This window comes from Polaribacter sp. IC066, from assembly GCF_007997085.1.
Lineage (GTDB): Bacteria > Bacteroidota > Bacteroidia > Flavobacteriales > Flavobacteriaceae > Polaribacter.
The window spans coordinates 123,071-141,109 of record NZ_VORR01000002.1 but is presented as its reverse complement, the minus strand read 5'-3'; the positions used below and the strand labels follow the sequence as shown (position 1 = coordinate 141,109).

General features: G+C 31.8%; 10 protein-coding genes and 1 riboswitch. Of the genes, 5 read left to right on the top strand and 5 right to left on the bottom strand.

Features of this window, described 5'->3' with window-relative positions:
- Positions 1-176: 176 nt before the first annotated feature.
- From ES044_RS01305 to ES044_RS01290, 4 genes are all read right to left on the bottom strand, one after another.
- The gene (locus ES044_RS01305) at positions 177-1,343 is read right to left on the bottom strand and encodes a trans-sulfuration enzyme family protein (RefSeq protein ID WP_147117746.1); all 1,167 of its coding nucleotides are present in this window, start codon (positions 1,341-1,343) and stop codon (positions 177-179) included.
- A 74-nt stretch (positions 1,344-1,417) separates the two neighbouring features.
- Positions 1,418-4,819 carry a bifunctional aspartate kinase/homoserine dehydrogenase I gene (gene thrA / locus ES044_RS01300; RefSeq protein WP_147117745.1) on the bottom strand — a complete coding sequence of 1,134 codons (3,402 nt, stop codon included), beginning with the start codon at positions 4,817-4,819 and terminating at the stop codon, positions 1,418-1,420.
- Between the two features lie 51 nt (positions 4,820-4,870).
- Positions 4,871-5,323 (bottom strand): OsmC family protein, encoded by a 453-nt coding sequence (locus ES044_RS01295; RefSeq protein WP_147117744.1) that lies wholly within the window; start codon positions 5,321-5,323, stop codon positions 4,871-4,873.
- 174 nt (positions 5,324-5,497) lie between these two features.
- Positions 5,498-6,790: an O-acetylhomoserine aminocarboxypropyltransferase/cysteine synthase family protein gene (locus ES044_RS01290; RefSeq protein ID WP_147117743.1), complete on the bottom strand. Its 1,293-nt coding sequence runs from the start codon at positions 6,788-6,790 to the stop codon at positions 5,498-5,500.
- Positions 6,791-6,953: 163 nt separating this feature from the next.
- Positions 6,954-7,114, bottom strand: a riboswitch (SAM riboswitch).
- 383 nt (positions 7,115-7,497) lie between these two features.
- Here ES044_RS01290 and metK point away from each other — a divergent pair.
- From metK to ES044_RS01270, 4 genes are all read left to right on the top strand, one after another.
- Entirely contained in the window at positions 7,498-8,754 is a 1,257-nt protein-coding gene (metK, locus tag ES044_RS01285; protein WP_147117742.1) for a methionine adenosyltransferase, read from the top strand.
- Positions 8,755-8,980: 226 nt separating this feature from the next.
- Positions 8,981-10,738, top strand: coding sequence for an LruC domain-containing protein (locus ES044_RS01280; RefSeq protein ID WP_147117741.1), 1,758 nt, complete (start codon positions 8,981-8,983; stop codon positions 10,736-10,738).
- Positions 10,739-11,060: 322 nt separating this feature from the next.
- Positions 11,061-13,532 carry a zinc-dependent metalloprotease gene (locus ES044_RS01275; protein WP_147117740.1) on the top strand — a complete coding sequence of 824 codons (2,472 nt, stop codon included), beginning with the start codon at positions 11,061-11,063 and terminating at the stop codon, positions 13,530-13,532.
- Between the two features lie 786 nt (positions 13,533-14,318).
- Complete coding sequence (locus ES044_RS01270; RefSeq protein WP_189663156.1) at positions 14,319-15,908, top strand: carboxypeptidase-like regulatory domain-containing protein; 1,590 nt, start codon at positions 14,319-14,321, stop codon at positions 15,906-15,908.
- A 253-nt stretch (positions 15,909-16,161) separates the two neighbouring features.
- On the opposite strand, the gene ES044_RS01265 is transcribed toward ES044_RS01270, so the two are convergent.
- Positions 16,162-16,728: an RNA polymerase sigma factor gene (locus ES044_RS01265; RefSeq protein WP_147117738.1), complete on the bottom strand. Its 567-nt coding sequence runs from the start codon at positions 16,726-16,728 to the stop codon at positions 16,162-16,164.
- Between the two features lie 96 nt (positions 16,729-16,824).
- On the opposite strand from ES044_RS01265, the gene ES044_RS01260 reads away from it, so the two are divergent.
- The gene (locus ES044_RS01260; protein ID WP_147117737.1) at positions 16,825-17,943 is read left to right on the top strand and encodes a FecR family protein; all 1,119 of its coding nucleotides are present in this window, start codon (positions 16,825-16,827) and stop codon (positions 17,941-17,943) included.
- The last annotated feature ends 96 nt before the right edge of the window (positions 17,944-18,039 follow it).

Here is an 18,039-nt window from a genome sequence, read left to right as displayed (position 1 = left end):
ATCACACACTTATCAACCGATGTGCATAAACAACTGCTTTTTTTGAAATAGAATGACTAAAAATAAAAAATTGTGGATAAAATAAATCAAATTGTTAACAACCACTAAACATCCGCTGAATAGTTACAAATATATCAAATAAAAAGCTAAAGCTAATATTTTCAGATAGATACCTATTACGATTCTAAAGCCTGTTCAATATCTGCAATAATATCATTGATGTTTTCTAAACCTACAGAAATACGTACCAAACCATTGGTAATGCCAACTTCTAAACGATCTTCTTCAGATAAACGTCCATGCGTTGTAGATGACGGATGCGTAACAATTGTTCTTGTATCCCCTAAATTTGCTGATAATGAGCACATTTTGATGTTGTCAAGAAATTTTATGCCAGCTTCAATACCGCCTTTAATTTCGAAAGCAACCACATTTCCTCCTAATTTCATTTGCTTTTTAGCTACTTTATATTGTGGATGCGATTTTAAAAATGGATATTTTACCAATTCCACATTTTCATTTGCTTCTAGAAATTTTGCTACTTTTTTTGCGTTTTTACTATGTTTTTCTACTCGAATCGCTAACGTTTCTAAACTCTTTGATAAAACCCAAGCATTAAATGGCGACATTGCTGGCCCTGTATTTCTTGCGAATAAATAGATTTCTCGCATCAACTCTTTACTACCGACCGTTACACCACCTAAAACTCTTCCTTGACCGTCAATTAATTTTGTTGCGGAATGAATTACTAAATCTGCACCAAATTTAATAGGCTGTTGCACATAAGGTGTTGCAAAACAATTATCGACGATATAAATTAAATTATGTTTTTTTGCAATTTTACCAAGTAATTCTAAATCTAAAATATCTACCGCAGGATTTGTAGGTGTTTCTATATATAAAATCTTGGTGTTTTCAGTTATTAAACCCTCTACCAAATCCACTTCATCTACTTTAAAATAAGAGGTGTTAATATTCCATTTTGGTAAAAACTTGGTAAACATGCTGTGTGTTGAACCAAAAACTGATCGGCAAGAAACTACGTGATCTCCAGCATTTAAAAGCGCTGCAAATGTTGAAAAAATAGCAGACATTCCTGTGGCAAAAGCATAACCCGCTTGTGCGCCTTCCATCGCAACTATCTTATTTACAAATTCTGTTGTATTCGGATTTGTAAAACGGCTGTATAAGTTCCGCTCTTTCTCTTCTGCGAAAGATGCTCTCATTTCTTCTGCATCCTCAAAAATAAAACTAGACGTTAAATATAAAGGCGTAGAATGTTCAGAAAACTGTGTTCTTTCTGTCTGATTTCTTATGGCTTCTGTTTCGAAATGTTTTTTCATTCTTTGGTTGTTTGTTTCTGGTTGACTGTTTTTGGTTCGTGCTAAAACCATTAACTAAAAACCATCAGCCATAGTTAGTTATTACTCTTCGCCAATCTCAAAATATCTCCAAAAACACCTCTTGCCGTTACGCTTGCCCCTGCTCCTGCTCCCTGAATTACAATGGGTTGTTCGCCGTAAGATTCTGTGTAAATTTCAAATATTGCATCTGAACCTTTTAAAGACCCTAAAGGTGTGTTGGTAGAAATAGACACTAATTTTACTTCTAAATTTCCTTTTTCTTTGGATAAATCTCCACTTAATTCGCCAATATATCGCAGAACATGATTTGGTTTCTGACTTTCTTTTAAGATTTGATATTCTTCATTTAACAATTCTAAATTACCTAAAAAGTCAGTTACAGAACCTCCTCTTAAATTTCCCGGAATCAAATTTTTAATCACTACTTCATCAAATTCGTTTTCTAATTCTAATTCTCGGGCTAAAATCAATAATTTTCTAGCCACATCATTTCCGCCTAAATCCTCTCTCGGATCGGGTTCGGTAAATCCTTTGTCGATTGCTTCTTGCAAGGTTTTTGAAAACGGAACATCTTCCGAAGAAAAGGTATTGAACAAATAACTTAAACTGCCTGAAAAAACACCTCTAATCTTGGTGATATTTTCTCCTGATTCGTGCAACAAACGGATTGTATCAATTAAAGGCAAACCGGCACCCACATTTGTTTCGTATAAATATTGCTTTTTATATTCTTTTAATTTTGCTCGTATTTCTTTGTAAAAATCAAAAGATAAGGTGTTTGCAATTTTATTACAAGAAACTAAATCGAACCCAGCTTCAATAAACGGAATGTAATTATTTACAAAATCGATGCTTGCTGTATTATCTACTAGAATTAAATTCTCGAAATGATGCTCTTTAGTAAATTCGATAACGTCGTTAACCGTAATTGTAGCATCTCCGTGTTCTACTAAATCTTGCTGCCAGTTTTTAGAAACTCCGTTTTTGCTTAAAAGAACTTTTTTAGAATTCGCCACTGCAAAAACATTCAATTGAATTTTTCGTCTTTCTAAAACCGATGTTGCGTTTTCTATAATTTGATCAATTAACGTTGCACCTACCAAACCCTTCCCAAAAATAGCAATGTTTATTTTTTTTGTCACCCCAAAAACTTGACCGTGAATTACATTTACAGCTTTGTTTAGTGCTGTCTTTTTAACCACCAAACTCACATTTTTACCAGTTACCGTATTGTTAAATAAAATCGGTACAATTTGGTTTTTGATTAAAGCATTATACGGATGATGAAACTCGCTTAAATCTTGCCCTATAATGGATATTACAGCAACATTTTCTACAATAGAAATACGATTTACATCTTGTGAATAAAAGTCATTTTCAAATTCTTTTTCGAGTGCCTGAATAGCTTCTTGCGCTCGTTCTACTTCAATAATTAAACCGATTCCCCTTTCTGAAGAACCTTGAGAAATAATACTTATGTTGATGTTTTTGTCACTCAAAGCTTTAAAAATACGAGCATCCACACCAACTTTCCCTAACAAACCTCTGCCTTCAAAATTTAAAAGCGCAACATTATCAATCGTAGAAATAGATTTAATTCCTTTTGTAGACGACTCTGAGGTGATTAAAGTTCCTTTATCCTCTATATTAAACGTATTTAAAATACGAAGATTGATGTTTTTTTCTAACAGCGGAATAATCGTTTTTGCATGTAAAATAGTAGCTCCAAAATTGGCTAATTCATTGGCTTCCGAAAACGATAATTGTTCAATTTTTTTAGCATCTGCAACCAAATCAGGATTTGCAGTAAAAATACCATTCACATGTGTATAATTTTGCAATTCATCAGCATCTAAAAAATTGGCTAATAAAGAAGCCGTATAATTGCTTCCACTTCTTCCTAAAGTAGTTGTTTCTCCTTTTTTGTTTGATGCAATAAAACCAGTTACAATATTAATAACATCTTTATGTTTTTTAAAATATGTGAGTACATTTTCTTTAGAAACCGGATGAATGGGTTGTGCATTTCCAAAGTTATCATCTGTAATAATTAAGTTTCTAGTATCTGTTATGTTTGCAACAATATTTTCTTTTTCTAATAAACTTACCAGCATTTTTACGGATAAAACTTCGCCCTGCGCTAAAACCTCATCTTTAATTTTTAAGCTATAATCGCCCAATAAAGAAACCCCTTCAAAAATAGTGGCTAACTTTAAAAACTCTTTCGAAAAATCAACTTCATGATTCGGCTCTTGTTGATATTTTTTAAACTTTTCAAACTTCGCTTTATATTCTTTTTTACGAACTGCCCTTTTTAAAATAGCTTCTAAATCGTTTGTAGAATTACCTCTCGCAGAAGCTACAACCGTAATTTTTTCTTTATTTTGATATTTATTTTTGATAATTTCAATGGCATTCTCCAACCCTTTTCCGTTGGCTAAAGATTTCCCCCCAAACTTTACTACCTTCATCTTTTTCTTTCTATAGTCTTTATTGAAAATAGGTTCAATAATCACTTGTAATTGATCATATTCAATTAAAAATGCATCATGACCGTGCACAGAATTTATTTCATTATAGGTAACATTTTCTTTCGTTAATGCTAGCTTTTTATGCGTTTCTCTGTTTTCTTCCGCAGTAAAAAATAAATCAGAGTCTACACCGATAATATGAATATCCGCTTCAATAGCATCCAAAATTTCAATATTTTTCTGACCATTATTCGTAACATCAATCGATCGAAGCAACTGATTCATCAATTTATAAGACGACAATTGGTAGCGTTCTTGCAATTTTTTTCCGTGATGTAACAACCAACTTTCTACGTTAAAAACAGTAGAATTCTCTTTTTTAGAGCGCTGAAAACGTTCTTTAAAAGAGGCTGGAGTTCTATAACACAGCATGGCATGCATTCTAGCATCGTGCACCGGATTGCTTGAATTTATTAAAAATTGTTCTTGAATTTGGCAATTGCCAATCAACCAATCAGTAGATTTCCAATCTGTAGCGACTGGTATAAAGTGTTTGGTTAATTTTGTATTGATCACAAGCATTTCCCAAGCAATTCCGCCGCCCAAAGAACCCCCAATTAATGCAAAAAGCTTCTCAATTTTTAATTGTTGCAATCCTATTAAAAAAATATTGGCAACATCTCTTGCAATAAAACTTTTATAATCTTCGATCACAAAACCGTCGAAACCATTTCCAGGAATGTTAAACCCTAAAATTGTGTAGGTATTTGTATCAATTGTTTTTTCGATTCCAATAATATCCTTCCACCAACCATTTTTACCAGCAACATCGCTATTTCCTGTTAATGCATGATTTACTAAAACAACAGGAGCCGTGCCCAATTCTTGACCAAACAATTGATAACTTAATTGAATGTCTTTAAATTGAGCGCCACTTTCTGTGGTGAAATTTATTATGACGGTGTGTTGTAGTTGGTTTTCCATTTTGGAACAAAAGGTTTAAACCTCTTCTATTTTTGTAATGTGTTTACTTTTTTATTGAACTGCAAATTGTTTTTCTACATGGATGTTTATTGGAGTAACATTCAATAAATTATCTTTTACAGGACATCTATCTTGAACTATTTTTAGCCAAGAAACTAATGTTTCAATTGATGCATTTGTTTCTGGAATCAGCTTTAAACTAATTTCCTTGAAACCTGCTCTTTCGTTATCAGAAATTCCAAATAATTTAGCTGGATTGATGTTTCCTTCTACTTCAATTTTCAATTTATTGATTGTAAAACCCAATTCTTTTGCTACTAAATGTCCAACAACATTTAAGCAACCTGCTAAACCTGCCAAAATATATTCTACAGGATTTGCGTTTTCATCTGTTCCTCCTAGGTCTTCAGGTTCGTCTATCACCAACCGAAAATTTCTTGTTTGTGCAATAAACTTTGCTGGAGATGAACTTTCGCCTTTTACAGTAAATATTAAATCGCTCATGTTTTTTTTATTTAACAAGGAAGCATGCTACCTTGCTTTTGTTTGTTATTTTAACAGTGGATTAAAGCCTGTTACTATTGATGATTTCATTTTGTTGACAACTAAAGTCCGTTGCTGTTGATGATTTTTAATTTTAAAATAACAAGAGACCAAAGCCCCTTGTTATTGATTAATTTAAACTAAAACTTCTTTTGGAATACTTGCGAAAGCCTCTTTTAAATCTGCTTTTAAATCTTCTAAATCTTCAATACCTACAGACAATCTTATTAAATCTTGGCTAACACCTGCACTCTCTTGCGCTGCCGCATCTAATTGTTGGTGTGTTGTACTTGCCGGATGAATAATTAAAGACTTTGTATCACCAATATTTGCCAATAGTGAGAATAATTTAGTGTCATTTGAAATACTTTTCGCCGCTTCAAAACCTCCTTTTGCGCCAAAAGTTACAATTCCGCTTTGCCCTTTTGGTAAATATTTATCTGCTAAAGATTTATATTTGCTGCTTTCTAAACCAGGATAATTTACCCAAGTAACCTCATCTTGTGCTTCTAACCAAATTGCCAATGCCAAAGCATTTTCTGAATGCTGTTTAATTCTTACCGATAAAGTTTCTAAACCTTGAATAATATTAAATGCGTTTGTTGGACTTAATGCGCCACCAAAATCACGTAATCCCTCTAAAATCAATTTAAAAACAAATGAAGCTGCACCCAACGTTTCGTAGTATTTTAAACCATGGTATCCTGCTGAAGGTTCTGTAAATTCTGGAAATTTTCCGTTTGCCCAATTAAAAGTACCTGCATCAATAATAGCACCTCCTAAAGAGTTTCCTTGACCGCCAATATATTTTGTTAACGAATGAATTACAAGATCTGCACCATGTTTTATAGGATTTAATAGCGCTGGGGTTGCTACTGTATTATCAACAATAAAAGGAACTTCTGCCGCTTTAGAATGTACAGAAATTGCTTCTAAATCTAATACGTCTAACTTCGGGTTTCCTAAAGATTCTACAAAAAATGCTCTTGTATTGTCTTGCACTGCAGCTGCAAATTCATCGGGATTTGAGGCATTTACAAATGTTGTTGTAATGCCTAGTCTTGGTAACGTAACGTTTAATAAATTATACGTGCCTCCATATAAACTGCTCGAAGCAACAATATGATCTCCTGCTTTTAAAAGCGTTAAGAAACCTGTAGCAATTGCTGCAGTTCCTGAAGCAAAAACTACGGCTCCGATTCCGCCCTCTATTGCCGCTAACCGATCTTGCAAAATTTGATTTGTAGGATTGTTTAACCGTGTGTAAATAAAGCCCAATTCTTTTAAGGAAAAAAGATTTGCGGCGTGCTCTGAATTGTTAAAAACATATGATGTTGTTTGATAAATAGGAACGGCTCTTGTTCCTCCATTTGCTTTTACATCATGACCTGCATGTAATGCGTTTGTTGCTAATTTTTGTGTGCTCATTTTTCTGTTTGTTTTGAGAATTTCTTCTCTGATTAAACAATAGAAAATATTCTATTGCTGAAAATAAATGCATCAATTCTTTATTGATGATTAAACTAGAAAAATGTTATGAAGAAAATAGAATTTCCCAAAATGCGGAAAATTTTCTTTTGTTATCTATCCTTTATTATTTTTCCTGAAACGATACTAAAATAAATTAAGTACATGCTTCAGCATAAAGAGTAGAATTTAGCACCTTCTTTGAAATACTGAATAGATTTCAGTATTTACAAAGGGTTGCTAAGGTTTCAACGGGTCTAATCCCTCAACCTTTCTTGATAACATTTCAATAAGTTCTTGAACTTTGTGAGTACAAATATTGCAACAGAAAAGATTAATATCCAAACAAAAAGGGGTTTATTTTTAATTAATGTCAATTTCATAATATTTTTCTGTTAGATTATTTATTCTTCAAAAACATCAATTTTAAGAGTCCAAAAATGATGTATCAATGATGCTATCATAAATAATTATCGCAAAAAAATGACAGACTCTAATTTTAAAACGTATTTTTGTAGTATAATTAAGAGGAAAAATTTGAACTGATTGCAACCTCTTATTCCGAAATTATTTCAGAATAAATAAAATGCTAAAGCAGTAATTCTATACTCCTTTTAGCCTGAAAGCAATCTTTTTTAATTTTTCTATACTAAATAAAAAAGAATAGTATGTCATATTTATTTACATCAGAAAGTGTTTCTGAAGGCCACCCAGATAAAGTAGCAGACCAGATTTCTGACGCTCTAATTGATAATTTTTTAGCTTTTGATAAAAACAGTAAAGTTGCTTGCGAAACTTTGGTGACAACCGGACAAGTTATTTTGGCCGGTGAAGTGAAATCTGAAACCTATTTAGACGTTCAGCAAATTGCGCGAGATGTCATCAACAAAATTGGATATACCAAAAGCGCCTATATGTTCGATGGAAATTCTTGTGGAGTTTTGTCTGCAATTCACGAACAATCTCCAGATATTAATAAAGGAGTTGATAGAACCACCCCAGAAGAACAAGGTGCAGGAGATCAAGGAATGATGTTTGGCTATGCAACCGACGAGACAGAAAACTACATGCCTTTAGCGTTAGAATTGTCACATAGATTGTTAATAGAATTAGCTAATTTGCGCAGAGAAAACAACGATATTACCTATTTACGGCCAGATGCAAAAAGCCAGGTAACGATAGAGTATTCTGATGACAATGTTCCTGAAAGAATCGATGCAATTGTAATTTCTACCCAACACGATGATTTTGATCCTTCAGAAGAAGTGATGTTGACTAAAATTAAAAAAGATATTCTTAACATTCTGATTCCAAGAGTTATTGCGAAATTAACCCCAGATATTCAGAAATTATTCACCGATAATATTACCTATCATATAAATCCAACAGGTATTTTTGTAATTGGCGGCCCTCATGGAGACACCGGTTTAACAGGTCGTAAAATTATAGTTGACACCTACGGAGGAAAAGGTGCGCATGGCGGAGGCGCTTTTTCTGGCAAAGACCCAAGTAAAGTAGATAGATCTGGAGCGTATGCAACAAGACATATCGCTAAAAATTTAGTGGCTGCCGGATTGTGTAAAGAAGTTTTAGTACAAGTTTCTTACGCTATTGGTGTTGCAAAACCTACAAGTATTAATGTAGATACGTATAGAACCTCTACCGTTAATTTAACCGACGGAGAAATCAGCAAAATTGTAGAAACTATTTTTGATATGCGTCCTTATTTTATAGAACAGCGTTTAAAGTTAAGAACCCCTATTTATTCAGAAACTGCAGCCTACGGTCACATGGGAAGAACACCTGAAATAAAAACGGTAACATTTTCTAACCCAATGGGAGAAACTGTTACTGAAGAAGTAGAAACTTTTACTTGGGAAAAATTAGACTACGTAGATGCTGTAAAAAAAGCATTTAAACTATAAAACACCTTATATTATTCTTATCAAAGATATTAAACTGCCTGAAAAGGCAGTTTTTTTTTACTTTAAATATCGTTTTATCAAAAAGCAAATTACCTACTAAAAACACCATTCATCGACACCTTTTAGCGACTCCTTGTAACTAAAACTTCAATAATCTTTTTTCAAAGTAAATAATTGTTTCTATAAGTAACTTGCACTCAATTAGAGCAATTAAATATTACCAGCTATGAAAAAATTAAACCTTTACTTTCTCTTAACGTTCTTGATAATTTTAAGTTCTTGTATGCCAACTGAAGTAGATTTGCAGAAACCGCAAGCAGGAGAAGCATCAACTGACGCGATCCAAGTTTTAGAAAATTTATCAATTCCTAATAATTTTAATTTTAAAACCGAAAGAGCAGTTACATTATCTATTAATGACGAAACACCACATGTAAAGTATGACGTTTTTGCGTACTCGGACAAATATAGCACTGAAGCTGAAAATATTTCTGAAGCGCTAAAGAACTTATTATACTCAGGAAAACCTTACAACAGCAAGATTAGTCAAACATTTAGTTTATCTAGCGTGTTTGCAAAAGTATATATTTTACGAAAAGATGGTCTTGAATATTCTTCTGAAATTATAGACGTTTTAAATGGTAAAATTAATTTTAACGTAACAAAAACAACAAACAAATCTGGCGCTAAAAATAAAACGGCATACAAAGCTAGTGCAAATGGCTGTGCAGAATGTACTGATAATTTCTTTCTAAACAACGATTTTGAAGAAGGACCTGAACTGCCTAATAGTTATATTATTACAAGTGAAAACAATGTTGATGGTTGGTCTACAACTGCAACCGACAGTAAAATTGAACTATGGAAATCTGGATTTCTAGGCGTACCCGCTCAAAATAGATCTTATTTTGTAGAACTAAATGCAAATCAAAATTCGGCATTATATCAGCGTATTTGTACAAGTCCGGGTGCAGAAATAAACTGGTCTGTATGGCACAGAGGTAGATCAGGAACTGATACAGCTGTTGTAAGAATTGGAGAAAACCTTGTAACTGCGACTACTGAAAAGACCATGATAACGGGCAATACAGCCTGGAAACAATATTCTGGAACCTATACCGTACCAGCAGGACAAGACGATACTTATTTTATTTTTGAAGCTGTAGGCGCAGGAAGTTGCGGTAACTTTATTGACCATATTGTAATTACAGAAACTGCTGCTGGTGATTGTACAGGAACTAATAATAAAATATTTTATCCAACAGAATTAACAAATGCTACTTTAGCTTTTGAAGATTTATGGCCTTATGCAGGTGATTATGATTTTAACGATTTAGTAATCAGTTACAACATAGAAACTATTTTAAATGCTGAAAATGAAGTAATACAGGTAAACTATAATTATGTTGTTACTTCTATAGGTGCTAGTTTTACAAATGGTTTCGGTATCGAGTTAGAAGACGTATTACCCTCTGCCATTGCAAGTGTTATCGTACCTAATTTAACAGAAGGCATCATCACAAATAATGCAAACGGCACGGAACAATTACAAAAAAATGCAGTCATCGTGTTTTTTGATAACGCACATACAAATCTAGGTATCCCTAACACCATTTCTATTGTCTTTGATACTCCGATCACTACTGCTGCATTAGGTACTGCTCCGTTTAATCCTTTTCTAATTATCAACAAAGACAGAACAAAAGAAGTACACTTGCCAACAAAACCAACAACCTATTATCCTACAACAACAACTATTGAAACATCACCAACAGTAAAAGATAGTGATGGCGATTTTAAAACACCCACAGGTTTGCCATGGGCTATTAATATTGCAGGAGAATACAAAGCGCCAAAAGAAAAAGTAATCATTACAGATGCGTATAACCTGTTTGCTGATTGGGCAACGTCTGGCGGAACATCTCACTTCTATTGGTATCAAGATTTACCAGGAAATAGAAATAATATAAACTTAAAAGATTAAATTTTAAACTTATAAACTTAAGAATTATACTTTTAAAAACCTCAAATTAACTGTAATTTGAAATTTTTTATACACTACTTTTTTAAAATTTATTTATTGGGGGTTGAAGCTTGTTATAAAAGTTAAGAAAGTATTTCGCTATAAATTATAGCCTCATTTTAATGAAAACTAAATTTCTATACTTCTAACATGAGGATATCCTCAAAATTTAAGCTGTTATTTTTCGAATAAAACATTAAAACATTTCTCTTTAACATTTATTTATGAGTTGGTCTTTTATAGTTTCCTTAATTTCGGACGCAATTCAAATCAAATACATATCATGATGAAAAAAACACTATCGCAACTATTTTTAATTGCTTTCGTTTTTGGTTTTTCTATTGAAGCTGATGCTCAATTCTGGAAAAAGAAAGAAACTAAAGTTGCACCAAAACCCAAGCCTAAACCAAAAGAAGGCGCCATGCAACCTTATGAAAAAGTGGTTACTAAAGACTACAAAACAGATGAAGGTTTATTTAAAGTGCACACAAAAGATGATACCTATCTTTTTGAAATTCCGGATTCTCTATTAAAAAGAGAAATGTTAATGGTTACAAGAATTGCTAAAACTGCCAGTGGTATTGGTTTTGGTGGCGGAAAAACCAACGAACAAGTTTTACGTTGGGAGCGTCAAAATAAGCAAATTTTATTGCGCATTGTTTCTCACAGTGTAGTTGCAGACACGCTTTTGCCAGTTCATGAAGCAGTTATGAACTCTAACCTAGAGCCAATTTTATTTTCTTTCCCAATAAAAGCGATTAGTAAAGATTCTACAGCAACAGTGATCGATGCAACAACTTTATTTTCTGAAGATGTAAAACCATTAGGTTTCCCTGCATTTTACAGAAAAACGTACCAAGTTACAAGAATGGATAAAGCTCGTTCGTACACAGACAGAATCAGTAGCTACCCTCAAAACATAGAAATAAGACACGTAAAAACATATTTAGCAAGCAAAGCGCCCTCAAACAGCGCTTTAGGTTCAATTACTTTAGAGATGAGTAATTCAATGGTTTTATTACCAAAAGAACCAATGAAACGGAGATATTTTGATGAAAGAGTTGGGTGGTTTACAAGCAGACAAACTGATTATGGTTTAGATGCTCAAAAATCTAAAACGGTTCAATTTTTAGATCGATGGAGGTTAGAAGTAAAAGATGAAGATCTTGCAAAATTTAAAGCAGGTGAATTAGTAGTCCCTAAAAAACAAATCATTTATTATATCGATAGAGCTACTCCTAAAGAATGGGTACCTTATATTAAACAAGGTATTAATGATTGGCAAGTTGCCTTTGAAGCAGCAGGATTTAAAAATGCAATTATCGCAAAAGATCCTCCTACAAAAGAAGAAGACCCAGAATGGTCTCCAGAAGATGCACGTTATTCTGTTGTTCGCTATTTAGCGTCTCCGATACCAAATGCAAATGGTCCTCATGTTAGTGATCCTCGTTCTGGTGAAATTTTAGAATCAGATATCAACTGGTATCATAATGTAATGACTTTATTACACAACTGGTTCTTTGTACAAACTGCAGCAATCAATCCTGATGCGCGTAGTAATGAGTTTAAAACAGAGGTTATGGGACGTTTAATTCGTTTTGTTTCTTCTCATGAAGTTGGTCATACACTAGGTTTACCTCATAACATGGGTAGCTCTGTTGCGTATGCTGTAGATTCTTTACGTTCTGCTTCTTTTACAAAAAAATACGGAACAGCACCTTCTATTATGGATTATGCCCGTTTTAATTATGTAGCGCAGCCAGAAGATAAAGGTGTTGCCTTAATGCCAGATATTGGGCCTTATGATAAATATGCTATCAATTGGGGTTACAGACCTATTTTTGATAAAACAGCAAAAGAAGAAAAAGCAACTTTAGACGAGTGGATTTTAGCCAAAGCTGGTGACCCAATTTATCGTTTTGGTCGTCAACAACGTGGTGTTATCGATCCTAGTTCACAAACAGAAGATTTAGGAGACGATGCTGTAAAAGCAAGTGATTACGGAATTAAAAACTTAAAGAGAATTTTACCAAATTTAGAAAAGTGGACTACCGAAAAAGGAGAAACTTATGACGAAATGGAAACCATGTATGGGCAAATTGTAGGTCAGTTTGCAAGATACATGGGGCATGTTTCTTCTAATGTTGGCGGAATTTACGAAAACTATAAAACAGCTGATCAAGAAGGCGCTGTTTATACGCATGTAAACAAAGCGCGTCAAAAAGAATCTTTACAATTTGTAATTGATCAATTATTTAAAACGCCTACTTGGATGTTAGATAAAAATCTTTTCTCTAAAATACAATCTAGCGGAGCAATAGAAGATCTCAGAGCACTACAAGTAAGAACTTTAAACGGAGTTTTAAGCACGGATAGAATGGCTCGTATGATAGAAAACGAAACTTTAAACGGAAACCAAGCATACAATTTAGTAGCTATGTTTTCTGAATTAAGAAAAGGAGTTTGGTCTGAAATCTACAACGGCAAAAACATAGATACATACAGAAGAAACTTACAGAAAGCACATATAGAACGTTTAGATTATTTGTTAAATTCGGCAGAAAATAGCAGCGGTCGTTTTGGTGCTACTGCGGTAAATGTGAATCAATCTGATATTAAATCTTTTGCCAGAGGAGAATTAAATAAATTAAAACGAGATGTAAGATCGGCAGCTTCTAGAGCTTCGGATACCACTTCACGTTATCATTTACAAGATGTAATGGCTAGAATCGATATGTCTTTAGATCCTAAATAAATATCATAAATTACAATTACACCTCATAAAGCCTCGCAAATTTGCGGGGTTTTATTTTTTAAAACGATAAACCTAATTTCGTTTCACATAACTAAATGTCACCAATTTAAAAGGACTCTTTTCGGTAATTACATACCCTGAATTCCTTGTTTCTGTTTTAAATGATCTACATTACTCATGATTAAGCGATGCTTACGTTTTGTCAGTCGGAAAAAAATTCTACATTAAATCACAATTTATTCTACTAAATTTATCAAATTATTGTACAACTTTTACATAGGTATTGTATAACACCGATACATTAGGTTAGCAGCAAACACTTAAAAGGTACTGAACTAATAACAGTTTACTGCCTAGCAAATATCTTATAGTTTATAAGCTTTTTTTCTATGCATTAAAAGTGTGTTTTTTAAGTTGCTTTTTTAAAATTAGAAATGTTGCTGTACATTGTTGTTAGTGACTTTTTAATAGTTAGAATTTTCAAACATACTCTTGCTAATTTGTAACGAGTACTCTAATTATTTTGTAATTATTTGATAACACTTTTTACAAACGAGGGTTAGCAAAACGTAACAAAGTAGATTTTTATTCAATTAAACAGTTTATTACTAGCCATCAGAATGACTATTCCAAAGGCTTTTAATAACATTTCACATTATTATTTGTACACTATGATGACTCGTGTAGATGCACTATTCTACTTAGAATAGGTTGAAAAATTTATAACAAAAACCACAACTATACAGCGTAATTTTTGATTACATTTAAAGTTATAAAATCTATATATTGATACAAAGAATAGCCCTTTTAATCGTTTTTTGTTTAACGAGTAATTACTTTTTTTCACAAGAGAAATTTTCTTGCAGCGTCTTAGATGTTGCTACAAAAAAACCAGTTGTATATGCCACGGTAGCCCTTAAAAACATCCATCGAGGCACTCATGCAGATGTTAACGGTAATTTTGAAATACCAATACGATACAAGAAAACAGGAAGTATTATAATTTCTTCTATTGGCTATAGAACCCAAGAAGTAAAACTAGCAACCTTTACACAGCATAAAACGAATGTTATTTACCTATCTGCCTCTAACAGCTCTTTAAGTGAAGTGGTTATCAAAACTTCAAAAAAGAAGAAAAGACGCCTTTTATCAACACAAATTGTTAAAAAAGCCATTGAAAATATTCTTGAAAATTATCCATTAGAACCCTATTCTTATATTGGTTATTATAAAGACTACCAGCAGCCTATTGGCGATGCTTATCAAAAAACAATAAAATCTACCGAACCCATAAAGTACCTAAATGTGCATGAAGCTATTGTAGAAACTTTTGATGACGGATTTGATTCTGATAAATTAAAAAGTAAACAAAACCAATCTTTGTTATATAATTATAGAACAAACAACGATTTTGTGCAAGATTCTACACTTACCGTTCCTTATGATAATAAAAGTAAAAAATATTCGGAAAGCGTTTTTATTACGCCTTTAGGTGGCAATGAGTTGACGATTTTAAACCTAACAAATGCTATTAGAAATTATGATAAAATGTCTTTCTCTTTCGCTAATATTCTGCAAAAAGACTTTTTACAAAACCATACCTTTAAGCTTCGTAAAATTACTTTTTCTGATGATGTTCCTCTTTATGAAATTTCATTTATTTCTATCAACAAAAAAACTGGGTACGATTATACAGCTTCAGGAACTATCTATATTTCTAAACAAGATTTTGCAATTTATAAATTCAACTACAATTTATATTACAGGTTTACAAAAAACCCACAATACACAGTTACCATAGAATACAAAGCTAAAAAGGATAAAATGTATTTGAATTACATCACCTTTAACAACTTTTTTGAGGCGAATAACGGCACTTATTTTAAACTAGACAAAGCCGTTTTAAACCCAAAAGAAAATGGTTTTATCATTAATTTTAATAGAAAAATAGACATTAGTAGTTTAACGCCTTTTAGAAGAAATTTTAAAGTGTATTATAAAGGACAAAAACTAAAAATTTTAAATGTGAGTCCTTTTGATACCAATAATAGAGCCGTTACTGTTTCAATCGATCAAAAATCAATTGAAATCATCAACGTTAAAAAAGAAAGAAAAAACGCCAACTATGCAAATTATTTTACCTTTGAAATAAATGATATTAAAGATATTAATGGTTTTAAAATTAATGAAAGAGCAAGTTTAAAAATGAATCAGTATCGCGAGTTTTTTGTGCAAGAAATCTTTGAAAACAAAAATATTCCGCTTCAAAAAACCTTTATTGATAAAAGTTTGCCCTTGTCTCAATCTCTAGTCACTCCGCTACAATTAGAGAATGATTATTGGATGAGTACACCTCTAAAGAGTAAAAAAAATTGACAATCTTTTTGTATTGAAAAAATTTGTGAACGCCTACTCAAATTAAAAACAAATTATTCTTAAGCCGTTCTAGTGAATTAAGTAATAAAACCACTAAAGAATATGGTCGTGTATGTGTCACTTTTAAATATATTTCTGATGATGATTTTGATGGAACAAACGCTTTTTTTAGCGCGGATTTATATTTATTGGATAAGAAATAGATACAAGAGTTCCCTAAATTAGTTTTACCCGATTTGGCATTTATGACTGCTTAACTTTTAAAAAAAAATAAAATTATTGGAGAAAGATTGATATTAGTTCGCAAAAAAAGTAGCGCATTCGAAATATGTTTTTCTACTGTTTTAATAGAAATATCCATTACTTGTGCAATTTCTTTATATTTTAGATGCTCGTATTTACTTAAAAGAAAAGCTTCTTTTGTTCTTTTCGGTAATTTTTCTATTGCTTTTTTTATTTGTTCTTCTTTGTCTGTTTTTAAAATGTAAGCTTCAAAATAAATCTCCGTAGTGTACTTGTATTTTAAATCATCAAGGAAATTAGTTTCCACTTTTTTCTTTCTTAAAAACTGCAAAAATTCATTATAACAAATTTTAAATAGATAACTGTGTATTGGTAAATCTGTTTTAATTTCTGCTCTTTTATTCCATAGTTTAATATAAGCTTCTTGCACAATATCTTTAGCCACTTCAGAATCATTGCAAAGCTTTATAACATACTTTAAAAGTATATTATAATGAGTTTCAAATAACTTATTAAAATCATCTAGCTCAAATCCTACATTCTTAATAGTGGATTTTAAAGATTTATCACGTTGCATTAATCATAAATTTAAACTTCATTTTTGACAAATATATATTTTTTATGGGGGTTTTTTATTATTTGTGCATATTAATAGTGTAATCATTAATTAAGAATGAAAAAATTAATTAGAAAATATTTAGAATCTAATACTAGCAAAGAAGAAAAAGAAAAACTTTTAAATTGGTTAGAGCATCAAACAGATGATATAATTATTTTATTAAAGGAGGAAATAGAAACGTATGCTAAAGAAACATCAACCATAAAAAAAACAGATGCCAAATTTGCTTTTGAAGAATTTAAAAAAGAAATTGTAAAAAGAAAACAAAAAAAATCTGTTGTAAAATTGTTTACACCTTTTTATAAATATGCAGCTAGTACTGTTTTATTAATAGGCGTATATTTTTTTTATGAGACTATTTCTAACCCTAAAATAGTTGATCCTATTAAAAATGAAAAAATAGTAAATCTTGAAGATTCTAAAATCATACTAACACAAGAAGACGGCTCCAAAAAAATAATTAAACAAGAACAAAAGGTTATTTCTTATGTAGAAAACACTTCAAAAGAAGAAAAACTTGTGTTTAACGAAATAAAAATACCCAAAGGTCAAGTTTTTAGATTGGTCTTATCAGACAGCACAATTGTCTGGTTAAATTCTGATTCTAAACTAAAATATCCAAAAAATTTTATAAAAGGATTGGCTTCTAGAGAGGTGGTTTTAGAGGGTGAAGCCTTTTTTAAGGTTGCGCACAATAAAAACTTGCCTTTTATTGTAAATACAAAGAATTTAAACATAGAAGTTTTAGGAACAACGTTTAATGTTTCTTCTTATGTTGAAGAACAAGACATTAAAACTACACTGGTAACAGGGTCTGTAAAAGTAAAAGGCACTGGTAATAAAATGAATACATCATTACTATTAACGCCAAACCACCAAGCTATCTATAACAAAAAAAACAATGTTATAAGCCATAAGAAAGTGAATACAATAGAGTTTACTTCTTGGATCGACAAAAAAATCATTTTTAATAATACACCTTTCAAAGAATTGGTAAAAAGAATCGAAAGAACTTTTAATATTATTGTTGTGAATAACAATGAAACGATCAAAGAAGAACTTTTTTCAGGACAGTTTGATAATGAAACTATCGAAGTCATTTTTAAATCACTTTCTACTAGTTTTAAGTTCGACTATGCAATAAATAAAAATATAATAACCATAAATCCTTAAAATCTATGTAAATAAAAAAGGGAAATGCGCTAACATTTCCCAAGAATTTCAGTGCATCAACAAACTTTAAATTATTAATAACCAAAACTTTTCAAA

What these genes read in the sequence shown, in the direction of transcription:
- ES044_RS01275 (WP_147117740.1), top strand. Translation starts at nt 11,061, where the DNA reads ATGATGAAAAAAACACTATCGCAACTATTTTTAATTGCTTTCGTTTTT.
- ES044_RS01305 (WP_147117746.1), bottom strand. Translation starts at nt 1,343, where the DNA reads ATGAAAAAACATTTCGAAACAGAAGCCATAAGAAATCAGACAGAAAGA.
- ES044_RS01280 (WP_147117741.1), top strand. Translation starts at nt 8,981, where the DNA reads ATGAAAAAATTAAACCTTTACTTTCTCTTAACGTTCTTGATAATTTTA.
- ES044_RS01260 (WP_147117737.1), top strand. Translation starts at nt 16,825, where the DNA reads ATGAAAAAATTAATTAGAAAATATTTAGAATCTAATACTAGCAAAGAA.
- ES044_RS01290 (WP_147117743.1), bottom strand. Translation starts at nt 6,790, where the DNA reads ATGAGCACACAAAAATTAGCAACAAACGCATTACATGCAGGTCATGAT.
- ES044_RS01295 (WP_147117744.1), bottom strand. Translation starts at nt 5,323, where the DNA reads ATGAGCGATTTAATATTTACTGTAAAAGGCGAAAGTTCATCTCCAGCA.
- thrA (WP_147117745.1), bottom strand. Translation starts at nt 4,819, where the DNA reads ATGGAAAACCAACTACAACACACCGTCATAATAAATTTCACCACAGAA.
- metK (WP_147117742.1), top strand. Translation starts at nt 7,498, where the DNA reads ATGTCATATTTATTTACATCAGAAAGTGTTTCTGAAGGCCACCCAGAT.
- ES044_RS01265 (WP_147117738.1), bottom strand. Translation starts at nt 16,728, where the DNA reads ATGCAACGTGATAAATCTTTAAAATCCACTATTAAGAATGTAGGATTT.